Below are 17,289 nucleotides of genomic sequence, written 5' to 3'. Positions count from 1 at the left end.
ATCGGACCGCCGGCTATGAATGTCGGTGAAGCGAAGTCGTCTTCGGGCGTCGCGGCGGATCGGCTTGTTACGATTGCCAGGAAGATCTTGATCTGCTCGCGCGAAACTGGATCGTTCTGAACGGGAGTTTTCCGCGTTAGCTCCTTGGTCGGGAGGAGCAGCGAACGCCGAAGACATCGAAGTTTTCGGACGCGCGGAGAGGGTTGCCGAGATATGTCGGCGAGCCGGGATCAGCCAGACAACCTGCTTCCATTGGAAGAAGAAGTAGGGCGGCCGGTTGCCGACGGAGATGAAGCGGCTGAAGCAGCTTGAGGACGACAACGGCAAGCTGACGGAACAAGACGCCGAACCGTCAGGTCAAGCCGAAGCTGCGTGCCGATCGGCAGGAGGCGGCAAGTCCGAATGAGGCGCGCGCGGACTGCCGGTGAAAACTTGTTGGTCGTCTTGCTCATGCCGGCCCCACTATCCCATCAGTTGGAGCCTTTGGGGAACACGGTGCGGTTCGTCATGGAGCGCCTGCTTGCTCACGGATGAAGCAAGACTTCGTCGTCTCGGTGGGGGCCTCAAATCGTTCCGAGAACAGCGATGCAGTCGCCGGCCCTGACGAGGCCGGGAAAGTGCCGCGCCGCCAGGATTCCATCCATCTTGGCGGTGAATTCGAAGGGGGCCGAACCGGTGCGATCGATAGGCCAGGCACGACCGATCGGCTGACCCTTCACCACCGTGTCGCCGAGATCGACGAGCGGCTCCATCATGCCGTCGAGTTCGGAGAAGGTGAAGCAGTCGGCAGACGGCATGTCGAGCCAGCGACTGTCGTAATGCTCGACCGCGCCCTTCAGGATGCCGGCATGGCGCAGCAAATTGGCGGTGCCGCGTTTGGCGATTGCCGCGGTCCGCGCGGTTGCGGTTCCTCCGCCGCCGAGTTCGGTGGTGACGAACACCTTGCCCATCGCCTCCGCTATCGTATCCAGCATGCCGACCGCGTCGATCTCCAGCATCTTTACCGACCAGGGCGCCCCGAAGGCGGCGACGGCGGCGAAACAGGCTGCCTCCTGGCGCTTGTCCTCCAGGATGTGGGCGGCGGCGAAGGGCAGGAAGTCGAGCGTGCGGCCGCCGGAGTGGAAGTCGAGAACGATGTCGGCGAGCGGCAGCAGATGGCGGGTGACGTAGTCGGCGATCTTTTCCGTCGGATTGCCGTAGGGCGCGCCGGGAAAGCTGCGGTTGAGATTGCCTTTGTCGATGGGCGAGGTGCGGGTGCCTGCGCGAAACGCCGGGTAGTTGAGCGCCGGCACGATAATGACGCGGCCGGTCAGTTCATCGACGGACAGCCGGCGGGCGAGGTCGAAAAGAGCGATCGGGCCCTCGTATTCGTCGCCGTGGTTGCCGCCGGTCAACAGCGCCGTCGGTCCGTCGCCGTTTTTGGCGACGGTCATCGGGATCAGGACGGAGCCCCAGGCGGAATCGTCGCGGCTGTAGGGCAAACGCAGGAAGCCGTGCTGGATGCCGTCAGCCTCGAAGTCCACCGTGGCGACGATCGGCGAAGGGGTCAGCGGGTCGCTCATCAGCATCGGCCTCAATCCTTGACGAAGAGCTGGCGCGGCACGTCGGCGAGAAGATCGTAGCCGGTGTCGCTGATGGCGATCGACTCGGTGATCTCGAGGCCCATGTCCTCCAGCCACAGACCGGTCATGAAATGGAAGGTCATGCCCGGCTTCAATTCGGTTCGGTCGCCGGGGCGAAGGCTCATTGTCCGCTCGCCCCAGTCCGGCGGGTAGGACAGCCCGATCGGGTAACCCGTCCGGTTATCCTTGCTGATGCCGTACTTCTTGAGCACCGCATAGAACGCGTTGGCGATGTCCTCGCAGGTATTGCCGGGCCGGGCGGCCTCCAGCCCCGCTTCCATGCCTTCGAGAGTCGCCTTTTCGGCGTCGCGGAACGCCTCCGTCGGCTTGCCGAGAAAGACGGTACGCGACAGCGGGCAGTGGTAGCGCTTGTAGCAGCCGGCGATCTCGAAGAAGGTGCCTTCGCCTCGGCGCAGCGGCCGATCGTCCCAGGTCAGATGAGGCGCCGATGCGTCGGCACCCGAGGGCAGCAGCGGTACGATCGCCGGGTAGTCGCCGCCATAGCCCTCGACACCGCGCGTTCCGGCATCGAGGATCTCGGCGACGAGATCGCATTTGCGCATGCCGGGCTCGGCCCTTTCCAGGATGCGCCGGTGCATCGCGCCGACGATGCGGCCGGCGATACGCATGTAATCCAGCTCTTGCTCGCTCTTCACCGCGCGTTGCCAGTTCACCAGTGCGGTCGCGTCGACGAATCGGGCATTCGGCAGATGCTTTTGAAGCGACGCGAAGGCCGCTGCCGAGAACCAGTAATTGTCCATTTCGACGCCGATAACGCCCTTGTCCCAGCCGCGGTCGGCGATCACGGTGGCCAGAAAGTCCATCGGATGACGCTCGGTGGACTGAACATAATGGTCGGCATAGCCAACGATGTTGTCGGCGCCGAGATAGGCGGTGCGCTTGGCGCCGTTGGCATCCTGTCCGCGGCCGAACCAGACCGGCTCGCCCTCAGGCGGCACGAGAACCCCTTGGTGGACATAGAACGACCAGCCGTCATAGCCGGTGAGCCAGGCCATGTTGGACGGATCCGAGACGTAGAGGAGGTCGATGCCCTCCACAGCCATGGCCGCGCGGGTCTTGGCGAGGCGGGTTGCGTATTCGGCGCGAGTAAAGTTGAGCGTCGGCTCTGTCATGATGCACCTGTTGGAGGAAATTTAGCTGGTGAAGAGGCTGCCTGCGTTGGCTTTCACGGCGCGGGCATTGGCAAGTATGGCGATCGCCGTGTCCTGGACGCCGGTACCGGTAAGGTCGCAGAATGTCAGCGCATGCGGGTCGACACGGCCGGGCAGACGCCCGCAGGCGATCTCGCCGAGCTCCGAAAAGGCACTGTCCGCCGTGACGAGGCCGGCGGCGATGGCGTGGTGCAACTCGCCAAGCCGGCGCGTCTGCTGGAGGCTGTCGGCAACGTAGAGGTCGGCGCGGGTGACGAGGGCAGGGTCGACTTCGTTCTTGTGTTCGGCGTCCGATCCCATCGCGGTGACGTGCTGGCCCGAAGCGAGCCAGCCGGCTTCGAGGATCGGTGCCTCGGATGGGGTCGTCGTCACGACGATATCGGCGCCGGCAACGGCCGCTTGGGCATCGGAGACCGCCGCAACCGGGATCGACAACTCCGCCGACAGTGCCGCGGCCGTGGCCTCCGCCTTCTTGATGTCGCGCGCCCAGATCCGCGCCTCGGCGATCGGGCGGACCAGCTTCAGCGCCCGCAACTGCAGCCGCGCCTGGACGCCGGCGCCGAGGATCGCGGCGATCCGCGCGTCGGACCGCGCCAGATGCCGGGCCGCCACGGCACCGGCGGCGGCGGTCCGCACATCGGTGAGATACCCGTTGTCGAGCAGCAGCGCCTCGACAAGGCCGGTTTTCGAAGAGAAAAGCACCATCATGCCGTTGACGCTCGGCAGGCCGAGCTTCGGATTGTCGAAGAAGCCTGGGCTGATCTTGATGGCGAAGCCGGACAGGCCGGGCACATAAGCCGTCTTGACGTCGACTTCGCCGCGATGCTCGGGAATGTCGAGGCGCAAGATCGGCGGCATCGCCACTTGCTTGGTCGCCAGAGCGGCGAAGGCGGTCTCGATCGCGTCGACCGCCGCGAGATCCAGCGGCACCAGCGCGCGCAGGTCGCTCTCCGTGAGGATGCGCATCTCGGGCATCAGTCGGTCTCCTCCAACCCATCCGCGCCGTTGATGATGCGGCGATGCAGCTCCATGGCGATATTGCGACCGGACAGGAGCGCGACCGTCGGGCCGGTCGGTGCAACCTTGCCGGCGAGCAGCGCCGCGACGCCGACGGCTGCGGCGCCCTCGACGATCTCGCGTTCCATCTCGTAGACGTGCCGAATGCCGGCCGCGATCTCGGCTTCGTCGAGCAACACGATGTCGTCAACCAGCGCGCGCACCGTCTCGAAGGTCCAGGCGTTCGCAAGCCCTATCCCGCCGCCGAGGGAGTCGGCCAGGGTCGGCAGTTCCTCGACCTCGACCGGATGCCCGGCATCGAGGCTCGCGGCCATCGCCGCGCCGCTCCGCATCGACAGGCCGAGGATCCGGATGTCGGGCCGCAGGGTTTTCGCCGCCACGGCGATACCGGCGATCAGGCCGCCGCCCGAAAGTGGCACCAGCACAGTCGCCGCGTCCGGCACATCCTCGACGATCTCCAGGCCGATCGTGCCCTGGCCGGCGACGATGTGGGGATGGTCGAAAGGCGGAAGACCGGTCATTCCGTCTTCTGCGATCAGCCGCTCGACCTCGATCTGCGCCTCGTCCTGGGAACGGCCGATAATGCGGATTTCGGCGCCGAGCGCCTTGATCGCCTCCAGCTTGTTGGCCGGGACCAGCGAGGACATGCAAACGATGCAGCGCACACCCTCGGCCGCGGCGGCGTGCGCAAGCGCGCGGCCGTGGTTGCCGGTGGAGGTGGCGACGACGCCCTTGGCGCGTTCGTCAGGGGAAAGCTGCAGGAGTGCATTGGTCGCGCCGCGTAATTTGAAGGCGCCGGTGATCTGACGATGTTCGTGCTTGAGGAAGACCGGGACGCCGGCCAAAGCCGACAGACTTGGCGACAGGTCGACCGGCGTGCGGCGGACGCGCCCGGCGATCCTGCGAGCCGCTTCCTCGATCTCCGACAGTGTGACGTGCGGCATGGGATCTAACTTTCAGTCGGCATGGCGACCGTCATCAACCGGCCGGCGTCCGGCCGGGCGACCCACTGGCCGCAATGGTTCAGGCATGCCCAGGCACTTGCCTGGTTGCTGGCGACGACGGGACGGCCGATCCGTGCCTCGATGGCCGAAACGACCGAGGCGGAGCGAAGCGCCGTGCAGGAGATGAACAGCGCCTCGACGCTCGCGGAGGTGGCATCCACGGCGGCTTCGATCAGCGACTCCCGCGCGATCCGCGCCATCTGGCGGTCGTCATCGAGTCCGAGGCAGGTGAAGCTCTCGATGTGAAAACCTCCGGCTTCGAAATAGGCCGCCATCGGCTCGCTCACCGCTACCGTATAGGGCGTGAGGATGCTGATCCTTCGCGTGCCAAGGGCTTTCAAGCCGGTGGCGGCGGCTGCTGCGGGCGTCACCACCGGCACACCGGGCTTGGCCTTGCGGATCGCGGCGGCGACGGCGGCATCGCCGATCACCACCGATGCAGCGGTGCAGGAAAAGCAGATCACGTCGAGCCGATCATCCGGCAGCAGCAGGGCGGCGGCGCTCTCGAGCCGCGGCTGCATGGCGCGCAGATTCTCGGCCGTCGTGGGATTGGCGTAGGCGATGCGCGTCGAGAACACGCCGACTCTGTTCGAGGCGACGAGCCGCGTAAAATCGGCCTCGGTGGAATGATCGGTCGCCAGAAGGATCAGCCCGACACGCTTTTCGATGGCGCGCGTGTCGAGGCGAAGACGGTGGCGTGCCTGGTGAATATCAATGCTCATAGGTGGTGAACTCGAAGATCCATCGCTTATAGCATCGCGAACCTGAGACGGTTGCGGGCAAGGGCGGCGGCTCCATTTCTGTCGATCGCGGCATGGGCGGAATCCGTCGGCACAGGGTGGACAGCGGGTGGGTGATACAAGCCACAAGCGGTTGCCGGAGAGCGAGTATGGCGTGCACGTGATCATAATCTGAGCATGCCTGACAATGAGGCCGTTCGTCCTTTTCGCTCCGTCTGGGCAGCGGTTCCTCCTGCTACGGAGCTTCTAAATGGGTAATCACTCTCTCGACAGCCGCTGCGATATTCAGAAGCATGGAGGTTAGATTCCTCGCGAATTTCTGAACACTCTTGTTGTCGGTGCATCGGCATCGTGTGTCATGGAAAAGGAAGTCGGAATTTTTCGTGGTCTTGCCGGGAAAAGCGCGCTCGAAAACAAGAGTTTAGACTAAGTGTATGATTTTATCCGTTCTAACCGGAGATCGAATTGATCATGGTGTTGGCGGTTGAAATCTGAGGCATCACGATATGTGGCGTCAGGGAGGGTGGAAATTCCTACCGGAAACCGCTCAAATATTTCGAATCAATTGTGCGCATCGCACAGCAGAAAGGGAGAGCTCCATGTCCAATCTCGTTTCCAGGTCTCGCCGCAAGTTCGTGGCGACGGCGCTCGCGACCACGACGGCGCTGACGCTCATGTCGGGTTCGGCCTTCGCGGCCGAATGGAAATACGCCATCGAGGAGGCGCTGGAGGAGGTCCAGGGCGTCTACGCCCAGAAGTTCAAGGAGCATGTTGAGGCAAACTCCGACAATACGGTGGCGATCTTTCCCTTCGGTACGCTCGGCGAAACGGCCGACACCACCGAACTCGCGCAGATGGGGGCGATCCAGTTCGTCGATCTGTCGCCCGGCTTCACCGGCAGCTTGATTCCCGAACTCCAGGTCTTCCTGCTGCCTTACGTGCTGCCGGAGGAGCCCGACATTCTGGCCGACTTCTACAAGACGTCGGAGACGATCAACAAAGAGCTCGCCGGGATGTACGAGCAGCAGAACCTGCATCTCATCGACATGTTCCCCGAGGGTGAGGTGGTGATGACCACCAAGGAGGCGGTCAAGGCGCCGGCCGACCTCGATGGCGTCAAGTTCCGGGTGATGACCACGCCGCTGCTGGTCGAGACCTACAACGCCTTCGGCGCGACCGCGACGCCGCTGCCTTGGGGCGAAGTGTTCGGCGCGCTGCAGCTGAACATGATCCAGGGCCAGGAGAACCCGATGTTCTTCGTGGAATCGACCAAGATGTACGAGGTGACCGATCACATCACCTTCGCCGGCCACAATACCTTCACGACTGCGGTCGCGGCCAACAAGGCCTTCTATGACGGCCTGTCCGAGGAGGATAAGGCGGTGGTTACGGCGGCGGCCGACGCCGCCTACAAGCACATCATCGAGTATCAGAAGGGCTTGCAGGACGAAGCGCTTGCCAAGATAAAGGAAGCCAAGCCATCGATCACGGTGACGACGCTGACCGACGAGGAACGCGCGCCGTTCCGCGAGGCAGCCAAGAAGGTCCGCGACAAGTTCGTCGAGATCACCGGCGATAGCGGCAAGGCGATCCTGGAAGGCTTCTTGGCCGACATCGAGGCCTCCAAGAAGCGCGTGAAAGGCGACGGCTAGATCTGTCGCGGCAATCCTGGGCGGCGGGTAGCCGCCTGGGGGTTTGCGGCGGCGAAGCAGTTCGCGAGAGTGGGCCATGAAATGAGGTGGCGATGAACCGAATCGACCCGTCAGCGGACCCTTCGACCAAAGGTGGCGCCGGCCCGGCGTCGTCTGAGACGTCGGTGACGACGGAGGTTTCGGCGCCAGCACCGGCCGTTGCGTTTTCAGGTTTATTGCGCCCCTTGGATATCCTCGATCGGGTCATCGCCAGGATCGAGGCGTTCATCCTGACGGCCGGCATCCTCATCATGGCGGCGAGTTCGGTGGCGAACGTGATCGGCCGGTTCGTCTTCGGCCAGAGCCTCTATTTCGCCGAGGAACTTAACCAGTTCCTTATCATCATCGTGACCTTTGCCGGGATCGGCTTTGCGGCGCGCCACGGTCGCCACATCCGCATGTCGGCGATCTACGACGCGCTGTCGCAGGGGCTGCGAAAGGCGCTGATGATCGTCATCGCGCTGGTGACCGCCGCGGCCATGTTCATTCTGGCATGGTACTCGTACCAGTACGTCGTCAGTGTCTATGAGACCGGCCGCATCTCGCCGGTAACGCGGATGCCGATCTTCGTGACCCTGGTGTGGCTTCCGCTCGGCTTCGTCATCACCGGCATCCAGTACGTTTTGACGGCGATTGCCAATCTGACGCGGCCGGACGTCTATCTCTCGGTTTCGGTGGTCGACACCTACGAGGACAGCGAAACGCAGGTCTAGGCGGCAGCGCCGCGAACCGGCGGCGGGCACTGGAAAGAAAGGGCTTTGATGGCAACGGCGATGATCCTCACCATGGTGGTGCTCCTGCTTCTGGGGTTCCCGATGATGATCCCGCTGATTGCGGCGACGATGGTCGCCTTCTTCTTCTACCTGCCGATCGGCCCGGAAATCATGGTGCAGCAGATGCTTGCCGGCATTCGGCCGGCGGCGCTGATCGCCGTTCCGATGTTCATCCTCGCGGCCGACATCATTACCAAGGGCCATTCCGCCGACCGCCTGATCGACATGGTGATGAAATTCGTCGGCCACATTCGCGGCGGGCTCGGTGTTGCCACCGCGACAAGCTGTACGCTGTTCGGCGCCGTCTCCGGTTCGACCCAGGCGACCGTCGTCGCCATCGGCGGTCCGCTCCGACCTCGCATGCTGAAGGCCGGTTACAGCGACAGCTTCACCCTGGCGCTGATCGTCAATGCGTCCGACATCGCCATGCTGATTCCGCCGTCGATCGCCATGATCATCTACGGGGTCATCTCCGGCACCTCGATCTCCGAATTGTTCATCGCCGGCGTCGGACCGGGCTTGCTGATCCTCGTCCTGTTTTCCGCCTATTCGGTCATCTACGCGCGGCGGAACAACATCCCGACGGAACCCAAGGCGTCCTGGAGTGAGCGCATGGCGGCGGTCGGCGCGGCGGTATGGCCGCTCGGTTTTCCGGTCATCGTCGTCGGCGGCATCTATGGCGGCATCTTCAGCCCGACCGAGGCGGCCTCGGTCTGCGTCGGTTATGCGCTCTTCCTCGAACTGGTGATCTTCCGTTCCCTCGGCCTTTCGGACATCATCGATATCGCCAAGTCGACTGGTCTCATCACCGCTGTTGTCTTCATCCTGGTCGCTGCGGGAGCGGCATTTTCCTGGGTGATCTCGTTCGAGCAGATCCCCCAGATGATCCTCGGCGCGCTGGGTCTCGACGAAGCCGGGCCGATCACCGTCCTGGTGGCGATCTCGATCGCCTTCTTCATCGGCTGCATGTTCGTCGACCCGATCGTCGTCATCCTGGTGCTGGTGCCGATCTTCGCGCCGCTGGTCTCCGGTCTCGGGCTGGACCCGGTGCTGGTCGGCGTCATCATTACGCTGCAGGTGGCCATCGGCTCGGCGACGCCGCCCTTCGGCTGCGACATCTTCACGGCGATCGCGATCTTCAAGCGTCCCTATATGGACGTCATCCGCGGCACGCCGCCCTTCATATTCATCCTGCTCCTGGTGAGTGTCGCTCTGATCGCCTTTCCCCAGATCGCGCTGTTCCTGCGCGATCTCGCCTTCCGCTAGAACGTCCGATCTTTCCATCGATCCGTAGGAGGCATTCCCCGCGCCATGTACAAGACAATCCTCGTTCCGGTCGACGGCTCGGCGATGGCGATGCGGGGGCTCGACGTCGCCGCCGAACTCTGCCGGACCTTCGGCGCCCGTCTGATCACGCTCTGCATCTATCGTCATCACTCGCCGCTGGAGGCCTCGCTCTCGATGGTCCGGGCCCGCGGCGAACAGCAACGCCCCGACGATGCGCTGAAGAGCTACGCCAGCGACATCGCCACCGCCGCCAAGGAGCGAGCACAGAAGGCGGGCGTTGAAGACGTCGCGTCTCACGCAAAGCGCGGCCAGCCGGCCCGCGCCATCGTCGAGTTCGCCGACGAGCACGACTGCGACCTGATCGTGCTCGGCGCACGCGGCAATGGCGATCTGGAAGGATTTCTGCTCGGCTCGGTGTCCCATAAGGTGGCTTCGCTGACCCGCAAGCAATGTCTCATCGTGCGCTGAGGTCGCAAACGCCTTATGGACGCGGGGCGAGCCGGCGGTCTATGCAGTGGGATCGAACTACGATCCGGGATTTTCCATGGCACGAGGCCGCATCAAGCTGGACGACCGCGACATCAAGATTTTGACGATCCTCCAAAAGGAGGGGCGGATTCCAAAGGCGGCCTTGGCCGAGCGGGTCAATCTCTCACCGACGCCGTGTTGGGAGCGGCTCAACCGTCTGGAAGAGGCCGGCATCATCGAGGGATACGCGGCCTCGATCGCGGAAAGCACCTATGGGCCGCTGACGGTGCTCTTCGTCATGATCGAGATCGAGAGCCACCGCAAGGAGGACTTCGCGCAGTTCGAGACGGCGATTGCCTCGGTTCCGGAGATTGTCGAGTGCTGGTCGATTTCCGGCGGCTTCGACTATCTGTGCAAGTTCGTCACCCGCGATCTCGCCAGCTATCAGGCCATCGTCGACAAGATCCTGGCCGATCATATCGGGGTCCGGCGCTACTTCACCTATCCGGCGATGACCTCGATCAAGAAGACCCCGGTTCCCATTGAAATGATCTCCGAGACCACCCGTTAGGGGCCAGGAAGACGAGCCATCCGACAAAGCCGCCGCTGGCAGGATAGCTCTCCGATCAACGCTCCAACTATGGCCGACCTCTCGGCGGCGAAGACGCTAGAACGACGTTGTGAACGTTGCTCCGGCCTCGCCGTGACGAATGGGAGATCGCCATGTCCGCCATCGCCGTTACCTCCGACCGCGCGTACCCATTGTCGCAGCTTTACGATGCGGGGCTATTCATCGAGGCTGCGCTGATCGACGGCCGGTGGGTCACCGCCGACGCGATTGTGTCGGTGCGTGATCCGGCGACTGGCGACCGACTTGGCACCGTGCCGGCGCTTGGCGCGGCGGAGACGTCGCCGGCGATCGACGCCGCGGCCGCGGCCTTTCCGGCTTGGCGCGCGCTGTTGCCGCAGCTGCGGGCCGACATCCTGATGCGTTGGCACGGGCTGATCCTCGCCGCGCGCGAGGATCTGGCACTGCTGATAACGCTTGAGCAGGGCAAGCCGCTCACCGAGGCCCGCGGCGAGATCGATTACGCGGCGTCCTTCGTCGCGTTCTATGCCGAGGAGGCCAAACGCCTCAACGCCGAGAGCGTGACCAGCCATCTCCCCGATGCGCAGATGACGCTCAGCCGCGTCCCGCTCGGTGTCGTCGGTCTGGTGACGCCCTGGAACTTTCCCGCCGCGATGCTGACGCGAAAGGCCGCCGCCGCGCTTGCAGCAGGCTGCACCGCGGTCGCGCATCCCTCATCCGAGACGCCGTTCTCGGCGCTGGCGCTTGCCGAACTCGCGCAGCGGGCCGGCATGCCGGCGGGCGTGTTCAACGTCGTCACCGGCGATGCCGCGACGATCGTCGGGCGGCTCTGCGAGGACGAACGGGTGCGGGCGATGAGCTTTACCGGCTCGACCGAGATCGGCCGGCTGATCGCTGCCCAGTCGGCACCGACGGTCAAGCGTCTGATCATGGAACTGGGCGGCCACGCGCCGCTGATGATCTTTGCCGACGCCGATCTCGGCAAGGCCGTGGACATCGCCATGGACGCCAAATTCGCGACCTCGGGGCAGGATTGCCTCGCCGCCAACCGCATCTATGTCGAGCGGCCGATCTACGCGGCATTTCTCACCGCCTATGCCGAGCGGATCGCGGCGCTCGAGGTTGGACCCGGTCTCCAGCCCGGGGTCGAGATCGGCCCGCTGATGCATGAGCGGGCGGTCGCCAAGGTCGATGCACAGGTCCGCGACGCGCTGGCGCGCGGCGCCCGGCGCCTCGTCGGCGGCGAGCGCCATCCGGCCGGGCCGCTGTTCTATCGGCCGACATTGCTCGCCGACGTGCCCGATGACGCGCTGATCATGCGCGAGGAAACCTTCGGTCCCGTGGCCGCGGTCGTCCCCTTCGACGGCGAGGACGAGGTGACCGCGCGCGCCAACGCCACCGAATACGGCCTCGTCGCCTATCTGGTCACCCACGACGCCGCCCGGGTTGCCCGCATGAGCGCGGCGCTCGAATACGGGATGGTGGCGGTCAACCGGGTCAAGATCACCGGCGCGCCTATTCCCTTCGGCGGCGTCAAGCAGTCGGGCCTCGGCCGGGAAGGCTCGCGCCACGGCCTCGAGGCCTTCACCGACCTCAAATATGTCTGTCTCGACACGGCCTGAGCGGCACCGCAGACAGCAGAACCGATTCAGGAAAGGAGCTTGAAGATGCTCGACCAGACCAACGAACTGACCGCCTTCGACCGCGATCACTTCTTCCATCCCTCGACCCATATGGGCATGCACGCGCGCGGCGAGACGCCGACCCGCGTCGTCACCGGCGGTAAGGGCGCGACAATCGTCGACCGTGACGGCAAGGAGAGCCTCGACGCATTCGCCGGGCTCTACTGCGTCAATGTCGGCTACGGCCGCTCCGAGATCGCCGAGGCGATCGCGGAGCAGGCGCATAAGCTGTCCTATTACCATGCCTATGTCGGCCACGGCTCCGAGCCCTCGATCCAACTCGCCAAGATGATCATCGACCGAGCGCCGGCCGGTATGAGCCGGGTTTATTTCGGTCTTTCGGGGTCGGACGCCAACGAGACCAACATCAAGCTGATCTGGTACTACAACAACGTACTCGGCCGGCCGGAGAAGAAGAAGATCATCTCGCGCTGGCGCGGCTATCACGGCTCCGGCGTGATGACCGGCTCGCTGACCGGTCTCGGCCTGTTCCACAATGCCTTCGACCTGCCGCGCGCGCCGATCCTTCACACCGAGGCGCCCTATTACTTCCGCCGCGCCGACCGCTCGATGAGCGAGGAGCAGTTCTCGCAATTCTGCGCCGACAAGCTGGAGGACATGATCCTCTCCGAAGGGCCCGACACGGTCGCGGCCTTCATCGGCGAACCGCTGCTCGGTACAGGCGGCATCGTGCCGCCGCCGGCCGGCTATTGGGAGAAGATCCAGGCGGTGCTGGCGAAATACGACGTGCTGCTGGTCGCCGACGAGGTGGTCACCGGCTTCGGCCGTCTCGGCACCATGTTCGGCTCCGATCATTACGGCATCAAGCCGGACCTCATCACCATCGCCAAGGGCCTGACCTCAGCCTATCTGCCGCTGTCCGGCACGATTGTTTCCGAGAAGGTCTGGGACGTGCTGGTCAAGGGCTCGGACGCCCTCGGCGCGATCGGCCACGGCTGGACCTACTCGGCCCATCCACTCTGCGCGGCGGCGGGGGTTGCCAATCTGGAACTGATCGATAAGCTCGACCTGATCGAGAACGTCCGCACGGTCGGGGCGCATTTTCGTGAGACCCTCGCTGCGGCGCTGTCGGACCACGCCCAGGTCGGCGAGGTGCGCGGTGACGGGCTGCTGGCGGCGGTGGAGTTCGTCGCCGACAAGGACGACCGGGTATTCTTCGATCCGGCGCAGAAGATCGGCCCGCGGATCTCCGCGGCGCTCGCGGAGCGCGGCGTCATCGGGCGGGCGATGCCAGAGGGCGACATTTTAGGCTTCGCTCCGCCCTTCTGCCTNAGATCGGCCCGCGGATCTCCGCGGCGCTCGCGGAGCGCGGCGTCATCGGGCGGGCGATGCCAGAGGGCGACATTTTAGGCTTCGCTCCGCCCTTCTGCCTGACGCGAGAAGAAGCCGATCGCGTGATCGGCAAGATCGTGGAAGCCGTCGAGAGCGTTATGACGCAACCCTGACGAACAGCGGGTCGCGATTTTCGTCGCGACCCGCTGCCACGTACAACGGAGAGCCATCAGCCCTTCAATCATCCATTGGATAAACGTGCTCGCACGGCGCGCTGGTATTCAAAGCTCCTGGCTGACGGTCGCAGAACCAGCTCGCTGGCAGCCGGGACAGAAGCGGCACATTGGGCATTCTTTAGGCCGCGCAGGCCCTCAAGCCCAGGATCTCACGGGCCTGCCGCCATATCGCGACGGGCCGCTCGTATTTCTCGCACAGTTCGACAGCGCGTTTGACAAGGGCAGCGTTGGACGGTGCAAGCCGCTCGCGATCAAGGCGCACATTGTCTTCAAATCCCGTTCGCGTATGGCCGCCCTTGGCGATCGACCATTCGTTGATGGTCAATTGCGCCGACCCGATCCCTGCGGCGCACCATTGGGCGTCCGGCGCAAGCCGCTTGAGGGTTGCGATGTAGAAGTCGAATATCGGCTCGTCCGCGGGCATCGCATTTTTGACCCCCATGACGAACTGGACATACAGCGGCCCCCTGAGGCGACCATCGGCGGCCATTCGGGTGGCCTGCACGATATGGCCGAGATCGAAGGCCTCTATCTCGGGCTTCACCTCGTAGGTCTGCATTTCCGAAGCCAGCCAGTCGACGAGATCGGGCGCGTTCTCATAAACGCGGGTCGGGAAGTTGTTCGATCCGACCGAGAGCGACGCCATGTCAGGCCTGAGCGGCAGCATCCCGCCGCGCTCCCGGCCCGCGCCGGAGCGGCCTCCTGTCGAGAACTGGATGATCATGCCCGGGCAGTACGTTTCGAGCCCCTCCTTGAGGCGCGCGAAGCGGTCGGGGTCGGATGTCGGCTTTCCCTCGTCATCGCGCACATGGCAGTGGGCAATACTCGCGCCGGCATCGAAGGCTTCGTGCGTGCTTTCGATCTGCTCGGAGATCGTGATCGGCACGGCTGGATTGTTGTCCTTGGTCGGAAGCGAGCCGGTGATGGCAACGCAGATGATGCAGGGGTTTGTCATGACAGGCCCTCAGATATCGAAGAACACGGTTTCGGCATCGCCCTGGAGGCAGATATCGAAACGGTAGATCGCCCCGGTCTTCTTGGCGATCAGGGTGTCGCGTCGGTGGGGTTGTTCGATCAGATTGAGAACCGGATCGGCGGCGTTGGCTTCATGCTCGTCGCCGAAATAGAGCCGCGTGTTGAGCCCCGTATTGATGCCACGCGCCACCAGCCAGAGGTTAAGGTGCGGCGCCATCGGGCGCTCGTTACGATCCATGATTGCGCCCGGCTTGACCGTCTCGAACGACCACTTGCCTGTCTCGAAATCCGGGATCACCCGTCCCCATCCGAAAAACCCCTCCTCGACCGCGCCGTTTCCCGGATAGACACCCGACGCATTGGCCTGCCAAATCTCGATCAGGACATCTTTGACCGGTGCGCCGGTGCCGTCGGTAACGATGCCTTCGACGGTGATCCGCTCGCCCGCCGCATTCGGCCCGGCGATGTCCCGGCCCAGTTCCTGCCGGTAGATGTCGAACCCCGCAGCGCCTGGCGCGAGACCGATATGCACAAAAGGCCCGGCGGTCTGGGACGGAGATTCCTTGAGGTAGTGAAGCTGTTGGACCATGATCAATTGCCCTCCGGCCGGTTCTCGAAATAGGTCGACCTGTGCCCGCGCAGGACGATGTCGAACTTGTAGGCGATGCTGTCGAGCGGGATCGTGGCGTTCATATCAAGCGCCGCGACCAGCTGGTCGATGGCGCGTTGGTCGGGGATGGATTTGACGATCGGGCATTTCGCAATCAGCGGATCGCCTTCGAAATACATCTGCGTGATCAATCGCTGGGCGAAGCTCACACCAAAAACCGACAGATGGATATGGGCGGGGCGCCAGTTATTGACCCAGTTGCGCCACGGATAGGCGCCAGGTTTCACCGTCCGGAAGACGTAATATCCATTTTCATCCGTCAACGTCCGTCCGCAGCCGCCGAAGTTGGGATCGATGGGCGCGAGATAGGTATCCTTCTTGTGCCGGTAGCGCCCGCCGGCGTTGGCTTGCCAGACCTCCACAAGTGTCTTGGGAACCGGGCGCGCGTTTTCGTCGAGCACACGACCATGCACGATGATGCGTTCGCCGATCGGATCTCCGGTCTTGGCGTAGTTGCGGATCAGGTCGTTGTCCAAAGCGTCGACATCGGTGTGACCGAAGGTCGGCCCTGTCAGTTCACTGTCCGAATTCTGGAGTGACAAAAGCGCGTAGCGCGGCGATCGCGCGACGCTGGTCTTGTAGTCCGGCGTCAAGGCTGGGGGGTGCCACTCGCGGTCGCGCTGGTAGAGGTCTGCGGGGCGGGTCATATAGTCTCCCCTTCCATTTCCGCGTAGGTCAGCTTCGCCAGCTTGATGGCGTGGTTAGCCTTCGGCACGCCGGCATAAATGGCAACGTGCTGGAATGCCTCGATGACGTCTTGCTTGCTGGCCCCCGTATTTAATGTGGCCCGGATATGCATTGGAATCTCGTCGAAGTTTCCGGTTGCGGCGAGCAGGGCAAGGGTCAGCATCGACCGCTCACGCAGGCTGATGGCATCGCTCGCCCACACGGTGCCCCAGGCGCCTTCGGTGATGAGTGTCTGGAACGGCGTGTCAAAATCGGTTCTGGCCGCCTCTGCGCGATCGACATGGGCATCGCCCAGCACCGCCCTGCGGATCTTCATGCCGTTTTCGTGTCTGCTCGTCATCGTCTGGGTATCCCGATTGGCCGCATCAGTGGTTTGTGGGCAGGCGTAACTCCCAGACAATACCGGACGGGACCGATCGGCGAAACGACCGTCATGGACACGTCCCGAGCACGTCGGCGCATCGACTGCCGAGGCATATCTGACCGGCTTTCGCCCGGATGTCACCGCCCGAAGATGCGGCCGAAGCTGTGCTGGTTGGAGACGTTGAAACCGCTCAGCGCACCGATCAGCCAGCGCGCCACACTACTTGCCAGCAGATGAAATACTGAGCGGACCCTGACCACCGACGCAGTTCATCGAATTCATCCGCCGCGGCATGGTCTGGGCGGCACGACGCCGGACCGCATCGACAGTGTCCAAGGCAGCGTAAGTCCTGGTGAGATTCATCGAGAGCTTATGGCGGCGGCGGCTCATTAGGCGCCCGTCGCTTGAATGATAATCAAGCCACGGATGGAATCCTGAACCGCGACGGACCTTGGTTGGCGGAATGCGAAATTTTCTCGGTATATTATACTTTGCGTACCCATGATGAAGTGGTACGGCGCTGAATGTTCCAAGCCGATTCGAAAGGCCGGTCGTGATCCGGATTTCGCTAACCTATATCTACAACTTGGCGACCCGAATCGAGCCGCTGGGAGCTTTGGCTGTCCAGCAGATGCCGTACCGGTCTATCCAGCTTCCGGCTTTGATGGCGCAAAACGCAATTCAGGAGTTGTACACGAACACTTTTTACGCCCCGCACCTTCGGGTGTCGTTCGCCTCGTCGCAGGAGCTATTTAATCGGCTACAAGCGATGACCGGCAATCCGGATCAGGAGCGAACGATTTCTCATTTCGAAATGTTCGAACTGAAAACCTCCTTCGATCAGTACAAGATCACGCTGTTATCTGAGCTTGCCGTCATTCACGCATATTTCGTCTCCCAAATGGGAGCCTACGATTCCTGGTCTCTTCTGATCAACGGGGAGTATCGAGCGGCGACTAGCCTGAGCGGTTCCGCGACAACTACGATAAGCGGTCGGTCTCCGGCTTTGTGAGGGCGTA

16 protein-coding genes and 2 pseudogenes are annotated in these 17,289 nt (G+C 63.5%); 9 read left to right on the top strand and 9 right to left on the bottom strand.

The window, feature by feature from the left end; genetic code table 11:
• Positions 1-202 precede the first annotated feature (202 nt).
• Positions 203-331 (top strand): annotated as a pseudogene (locus VSX60_RS18655) (transposase); the annotation flags it as partial.
• Between the two features lie 232 nt (positions 332-563).
• Here the strand turns inward: VSX60_RS18655 and doeB are convergent.
• From doeB to eutA, 5 genes are read right to left on the bottom strand one after another with little or no spacing between them, the layout of a single operon-like run.
• Entirely contained in the window at positions 564-1,568 is a 1,005-nt protein-coding gene (doeB, locus tag VSX60_RS18650) for a N(2)-acetyl-L-2,4-diaminobutanoate deacetylase DoeB (protein ID WP_327625771.1), read from the bottom strand.
• A 5-nt stretch (positions 1,569-1,573) separates the two neighbouring features.
• A complete protein-coding gene (doeA, locus tag VSX60_RS18645) occupies positions 1,574-2,755 on the bottom strand; it encodes an ectoine hydrolase DoeA (protein WP_327625770.1) in 1,182 nt (393 codons plus the stop codon).
• Positions 2,756-2,776: 21 nt separating this feature from the next.
• Complete coding sequence (gene eutC / locus VSX60_RS18640) at positions 2,777-3,769, bottom strand: ectoine utilization protein EutC (RefSeq protein ID WP_327625769.1); 993 nt, start codon at positions 3,767-3,769, stop codon at positions 2,777-2,779.
• Positions 3,769-4,755: a hydroxyectoine utilization dehydratase EutB gene (eutB, locus tag VSX60_RS18635; protein ID WP_327625768.1), complete on the bottom strand. Its 987-nt coding sequence runs from the start codon at positions 4,753-4,755 to the stop codon at positions 3,769-3,771. The genes eutC and eutB overlap by 1 nt, the downstream gene beginning before the upstream one ends.
• A gap of 5 nt (positions 4,756-4,760) precedes the next feature.
• A complete protein-coding gene (gene eutA, locus VSX60_RS18630; protein ID WP_327625767.1) occupies positions 4,761-5,537 on the bottom strand; it encodes an ectoine utilization protein EutA in 777 nt (258 codons plus the stop codon).
• Between the two features lie 617 nt (positions 5,538-6,154).
• Here eutA and dctP point away from each other — a divergent pair.
• The 7 genes and pseudogenes from dctP to VSX60_RS18595 all read left to right on the top strand — a co-directional run.
• Positions 6,155-7,207, top strand: a complete 1,053-nt coding sequence (gene dctP, locus VSX60_RS18625) for a TRAP transporter substrate-binding protein DctP (protein WP_327625766.1) — start codon at positions 6,155-6,157, stop codon at positions 7,205-7,207.
• A gap of 224 nt (positions 7,208-7,431) precedes the next feature.
• Complete coding sequence (locus VSX60_RS18620; protein ID WP_327625765.1) at positions 7,432-7,959, top strand: TRAP transporter small permease; 528 nt, start codon at positions 7,432-7,434, stop codon at positions 7,957-7,959.
• 48 nt (positions 7,960-8,007) lie between these two features.
• Positions 8,008-9,285 (top strand): TRAP transporter large permease, encoded by a 1,278-nt coding sequence (locus VSX60_RS18615; protein WP_327625764.1) that lies wholly within the window; start codon positions 8,008-8,010, stop codon positions 9,283-9,285.
• Positions 9,286-9,330: 45 nt separating this feature from the next.
• Positions 9,331-9,774 carry a universal stress protein gene (locus VSX60_RS18610; RefSeq protein WP_327625763.1) on the top strand — a complete coding sequence of 148 codons (444 nt, stop codon included), beginning with the start codon at positions 9,331-9,333 and terminating at the stop codon, positions 9,772-9,774.
• Between the two features lie 76 nt (positions 9,775-9,850).
• On the top strand, positions 9,851-10,345 hold the full coding sequence (locus tag VSX60_RS18605; protein WP_327625761.1) for an Lrp/AsnC family transcriptional regulator: 495 nt from the start codon (positions 9,851-9,853) through the stop codon (positions 10,343-10,345).
• A gap of 152 nt (positions 10,346-10,497) precedes the next feature.
• On the top strand, positions 10,498-11,985 hold the full coding sequence (locus VSX60_RS18600) for an NAD-dependent succinate-semialdehyde dehydrogenase (RefSeq protein ID WP_327625759.1): 1,488 nt from the start codon (positions 10,498-10,500) through the stop codon (positions 11,983-11,985).
• 45 nt (positions 11,986-12,030) lie between these two features.
• Positions 12,031-13,335, top strand: a pseudogene (locus tag VSX60_RS18595) (aspartate aminotransferase family protein); the annotation flags it as partial.
• Positions 13,336-13,692: 357 nt separating this feature from the next.
• Here the strand turns inward: VSX60_RS18595 and VSX60_RS18590 are convergent.
• The 4 genes from VSX60_RS18590 to pcaC are packed head-to-tail and all read right to left on the bottom strand — an operon-like array spanning position 13,693 to position 16,246.
• Complete coding sequence (locus VSX60_RS18590) at positions 13,693-14,529, bottom strand: 3-keto-5-aminohexanoate cleavage protein (RefSeq protein ID WP_327625757.1); 837 nt, start codon at positions 14,527-14,529, stop codon at positions 13,693-13,695.
• A gap of 9 nt (positions 14,530-14,538) precedes the next feature.
• Positions 14,539-15,138, bottom strand: coding sequence for a protocatechuate 3,4-dioxygenase subunit alpha (gene pcaG / locus VSX60_RS18585; protein WP_327625756.1), 600 nt, complete (start codon positions 15,136-15,138; stop codon positions 14,539-14,541).
• Between the two features lie 2 nt (positions 15,139-15,140).
• On the bottom strand, positions 15,141-15,866 hold the full coding sequence (gene pcaH, locus VSX60_RS18580; protein ID WP_327625755.1) for a protocatechuate 3,4-dioxygenase subunit beta: 726 nt from the start codon (positions 15,864-15,866) through the stop codon (positions 15,141-15,143).
• On the bottom strand, positions 15,863-16,246 hold the full coding sequence (gene pcaC / locus VSX60_RS18575) for a 4-carboxymuconolactone decarboxylase (protein ID WP_327625753.1): 384 nt from the start codon (positions 16,244-16,246) through the stop codon (positions 15,863-15,865). The genes pcaH and pcaC overlap by 4 nt, the downstream gene beginning before the upstream one ends.
• Positions 16,247-16,823: 577 nt before the next feature.
• On the opposite strand from pcaC, the gene VSX60_RS18570 reads away from it, so the two are divergent.
• Positions 16,824-17,282, top strand: coding sequence for a hypothetical protein (locus VSX60_RS18570; RefSeq protein ID WP_327625752.1), 459 nt, complete (start codon positions 16,824-16,826; stop codon positions 17,280-17,282).
• The last annotated feature ends 7 nt before the right edge of the window (positions 17,283-17,289 follow it).

Origin of the sequence: Aurantimonas sp. A3-2-R12, assembly GCF_036016755.1 — a bacterium.
GTDB classification, from domain to species: Bacteria; Pseudomonadota; Alphaproteobacteria; order Rhizobiales; family Rhizobiaceae; genus Aurantimonas; species Aurantimonas coralicida_A.
This window is presented reverse-complemented; position numbering and strand designations above follow the sequence as displayed.

Coding starts and splice junctions, on each gene's coding strand:
- eutB (WP_327625768.1), bottom strand. CDS start 4,755: ATGCCGCACGTCACACTGTCGGAGATCGAGGAAGCGGCTCGCAGGATC.
- pcaC (WP_327625753.1), bottom strand. CDS start 16,246: ATGACGAGCAGACACGAAAACGGCATGAAGATCCGCAGGGCGGTGCTG.
- VSX60_RS18590 (WP_327625757.1), bottom strand. CDS start 14,529: ATGACAAACCCCTGCATCATCTGCGTTGCCATCACCGGCTCGCTTCCG.
- pcaH (WP_327625755.1), bottom strand. CDS start 15,866: ATGACCCGCCCCGCAGACCTCTACCAGCGCGACCGCGAGTGGCACCCC.
- pcaG (WP_327625756.1), bottom strand. CDS start 15,138: ATGGTCCAACAGCTTCACTACCTCAAGGAATCTCCGTCCCAGACCGCC.
- VSX60_RS18605 (WP_327625761.1), top strand. CDS start 9,851: ATGGCACGAGGCCGCATCAAGCTGGACGACCGCGACATCAAGATTTTG.
- eutA (WP_327625767.1), bottom strand. CDS start 5,537: ATGAGCATTGATATTCACCAGGCACGCCACCGTCTTCGCCTCGACACG.
- dctP (WP_327625766.1), top strand. CDS start 6,155: ATGTCCAATCTCGTTTCCAGGTCTCGCCGCAAGTTCGTGGCGACGGCG.
- VSX60_RS18615 (WP_327625764.1), top strand. CDS start 8,008: ATGGCAACGGCGATGATCCTCACCATGGTGGTGCTCCTGCTTCTGGGG.
- VSX60_RS18610 (WP_327625763.1), top strand. CDS start 9,331: ATGTACAAGACAATCCTCGTTCCGGTCGACGGCTCGGCGATGGCGATG.
- VSX60_RS18600 (WP_327625759.1), top strand. CDS start 10,498: ATGTCCGCCATCGCCGTTACCTCCGACCGCGCGTACCCATTGTCGCAG.
- doeB (WP_327625771.1), bottom strand. CDS start 1,568: ATGCTGATGAGCGACCCGCTGACCCCTTCGCCGATCGTCGCCACGGTG.
- eutC (WP_327625769.1), bottom strand. CDS start 3,769: ATGCCCGAGATGCGCATCCTCACGGAGAGCGACCTGCGCGCGCTGGTG.
- doeA (WP_327625770.1), bottom strand. CDS start 2,755: ATGACAGAGCCGACGCTCAACTTTACTCGCGCCGAATACGCAACCCGC.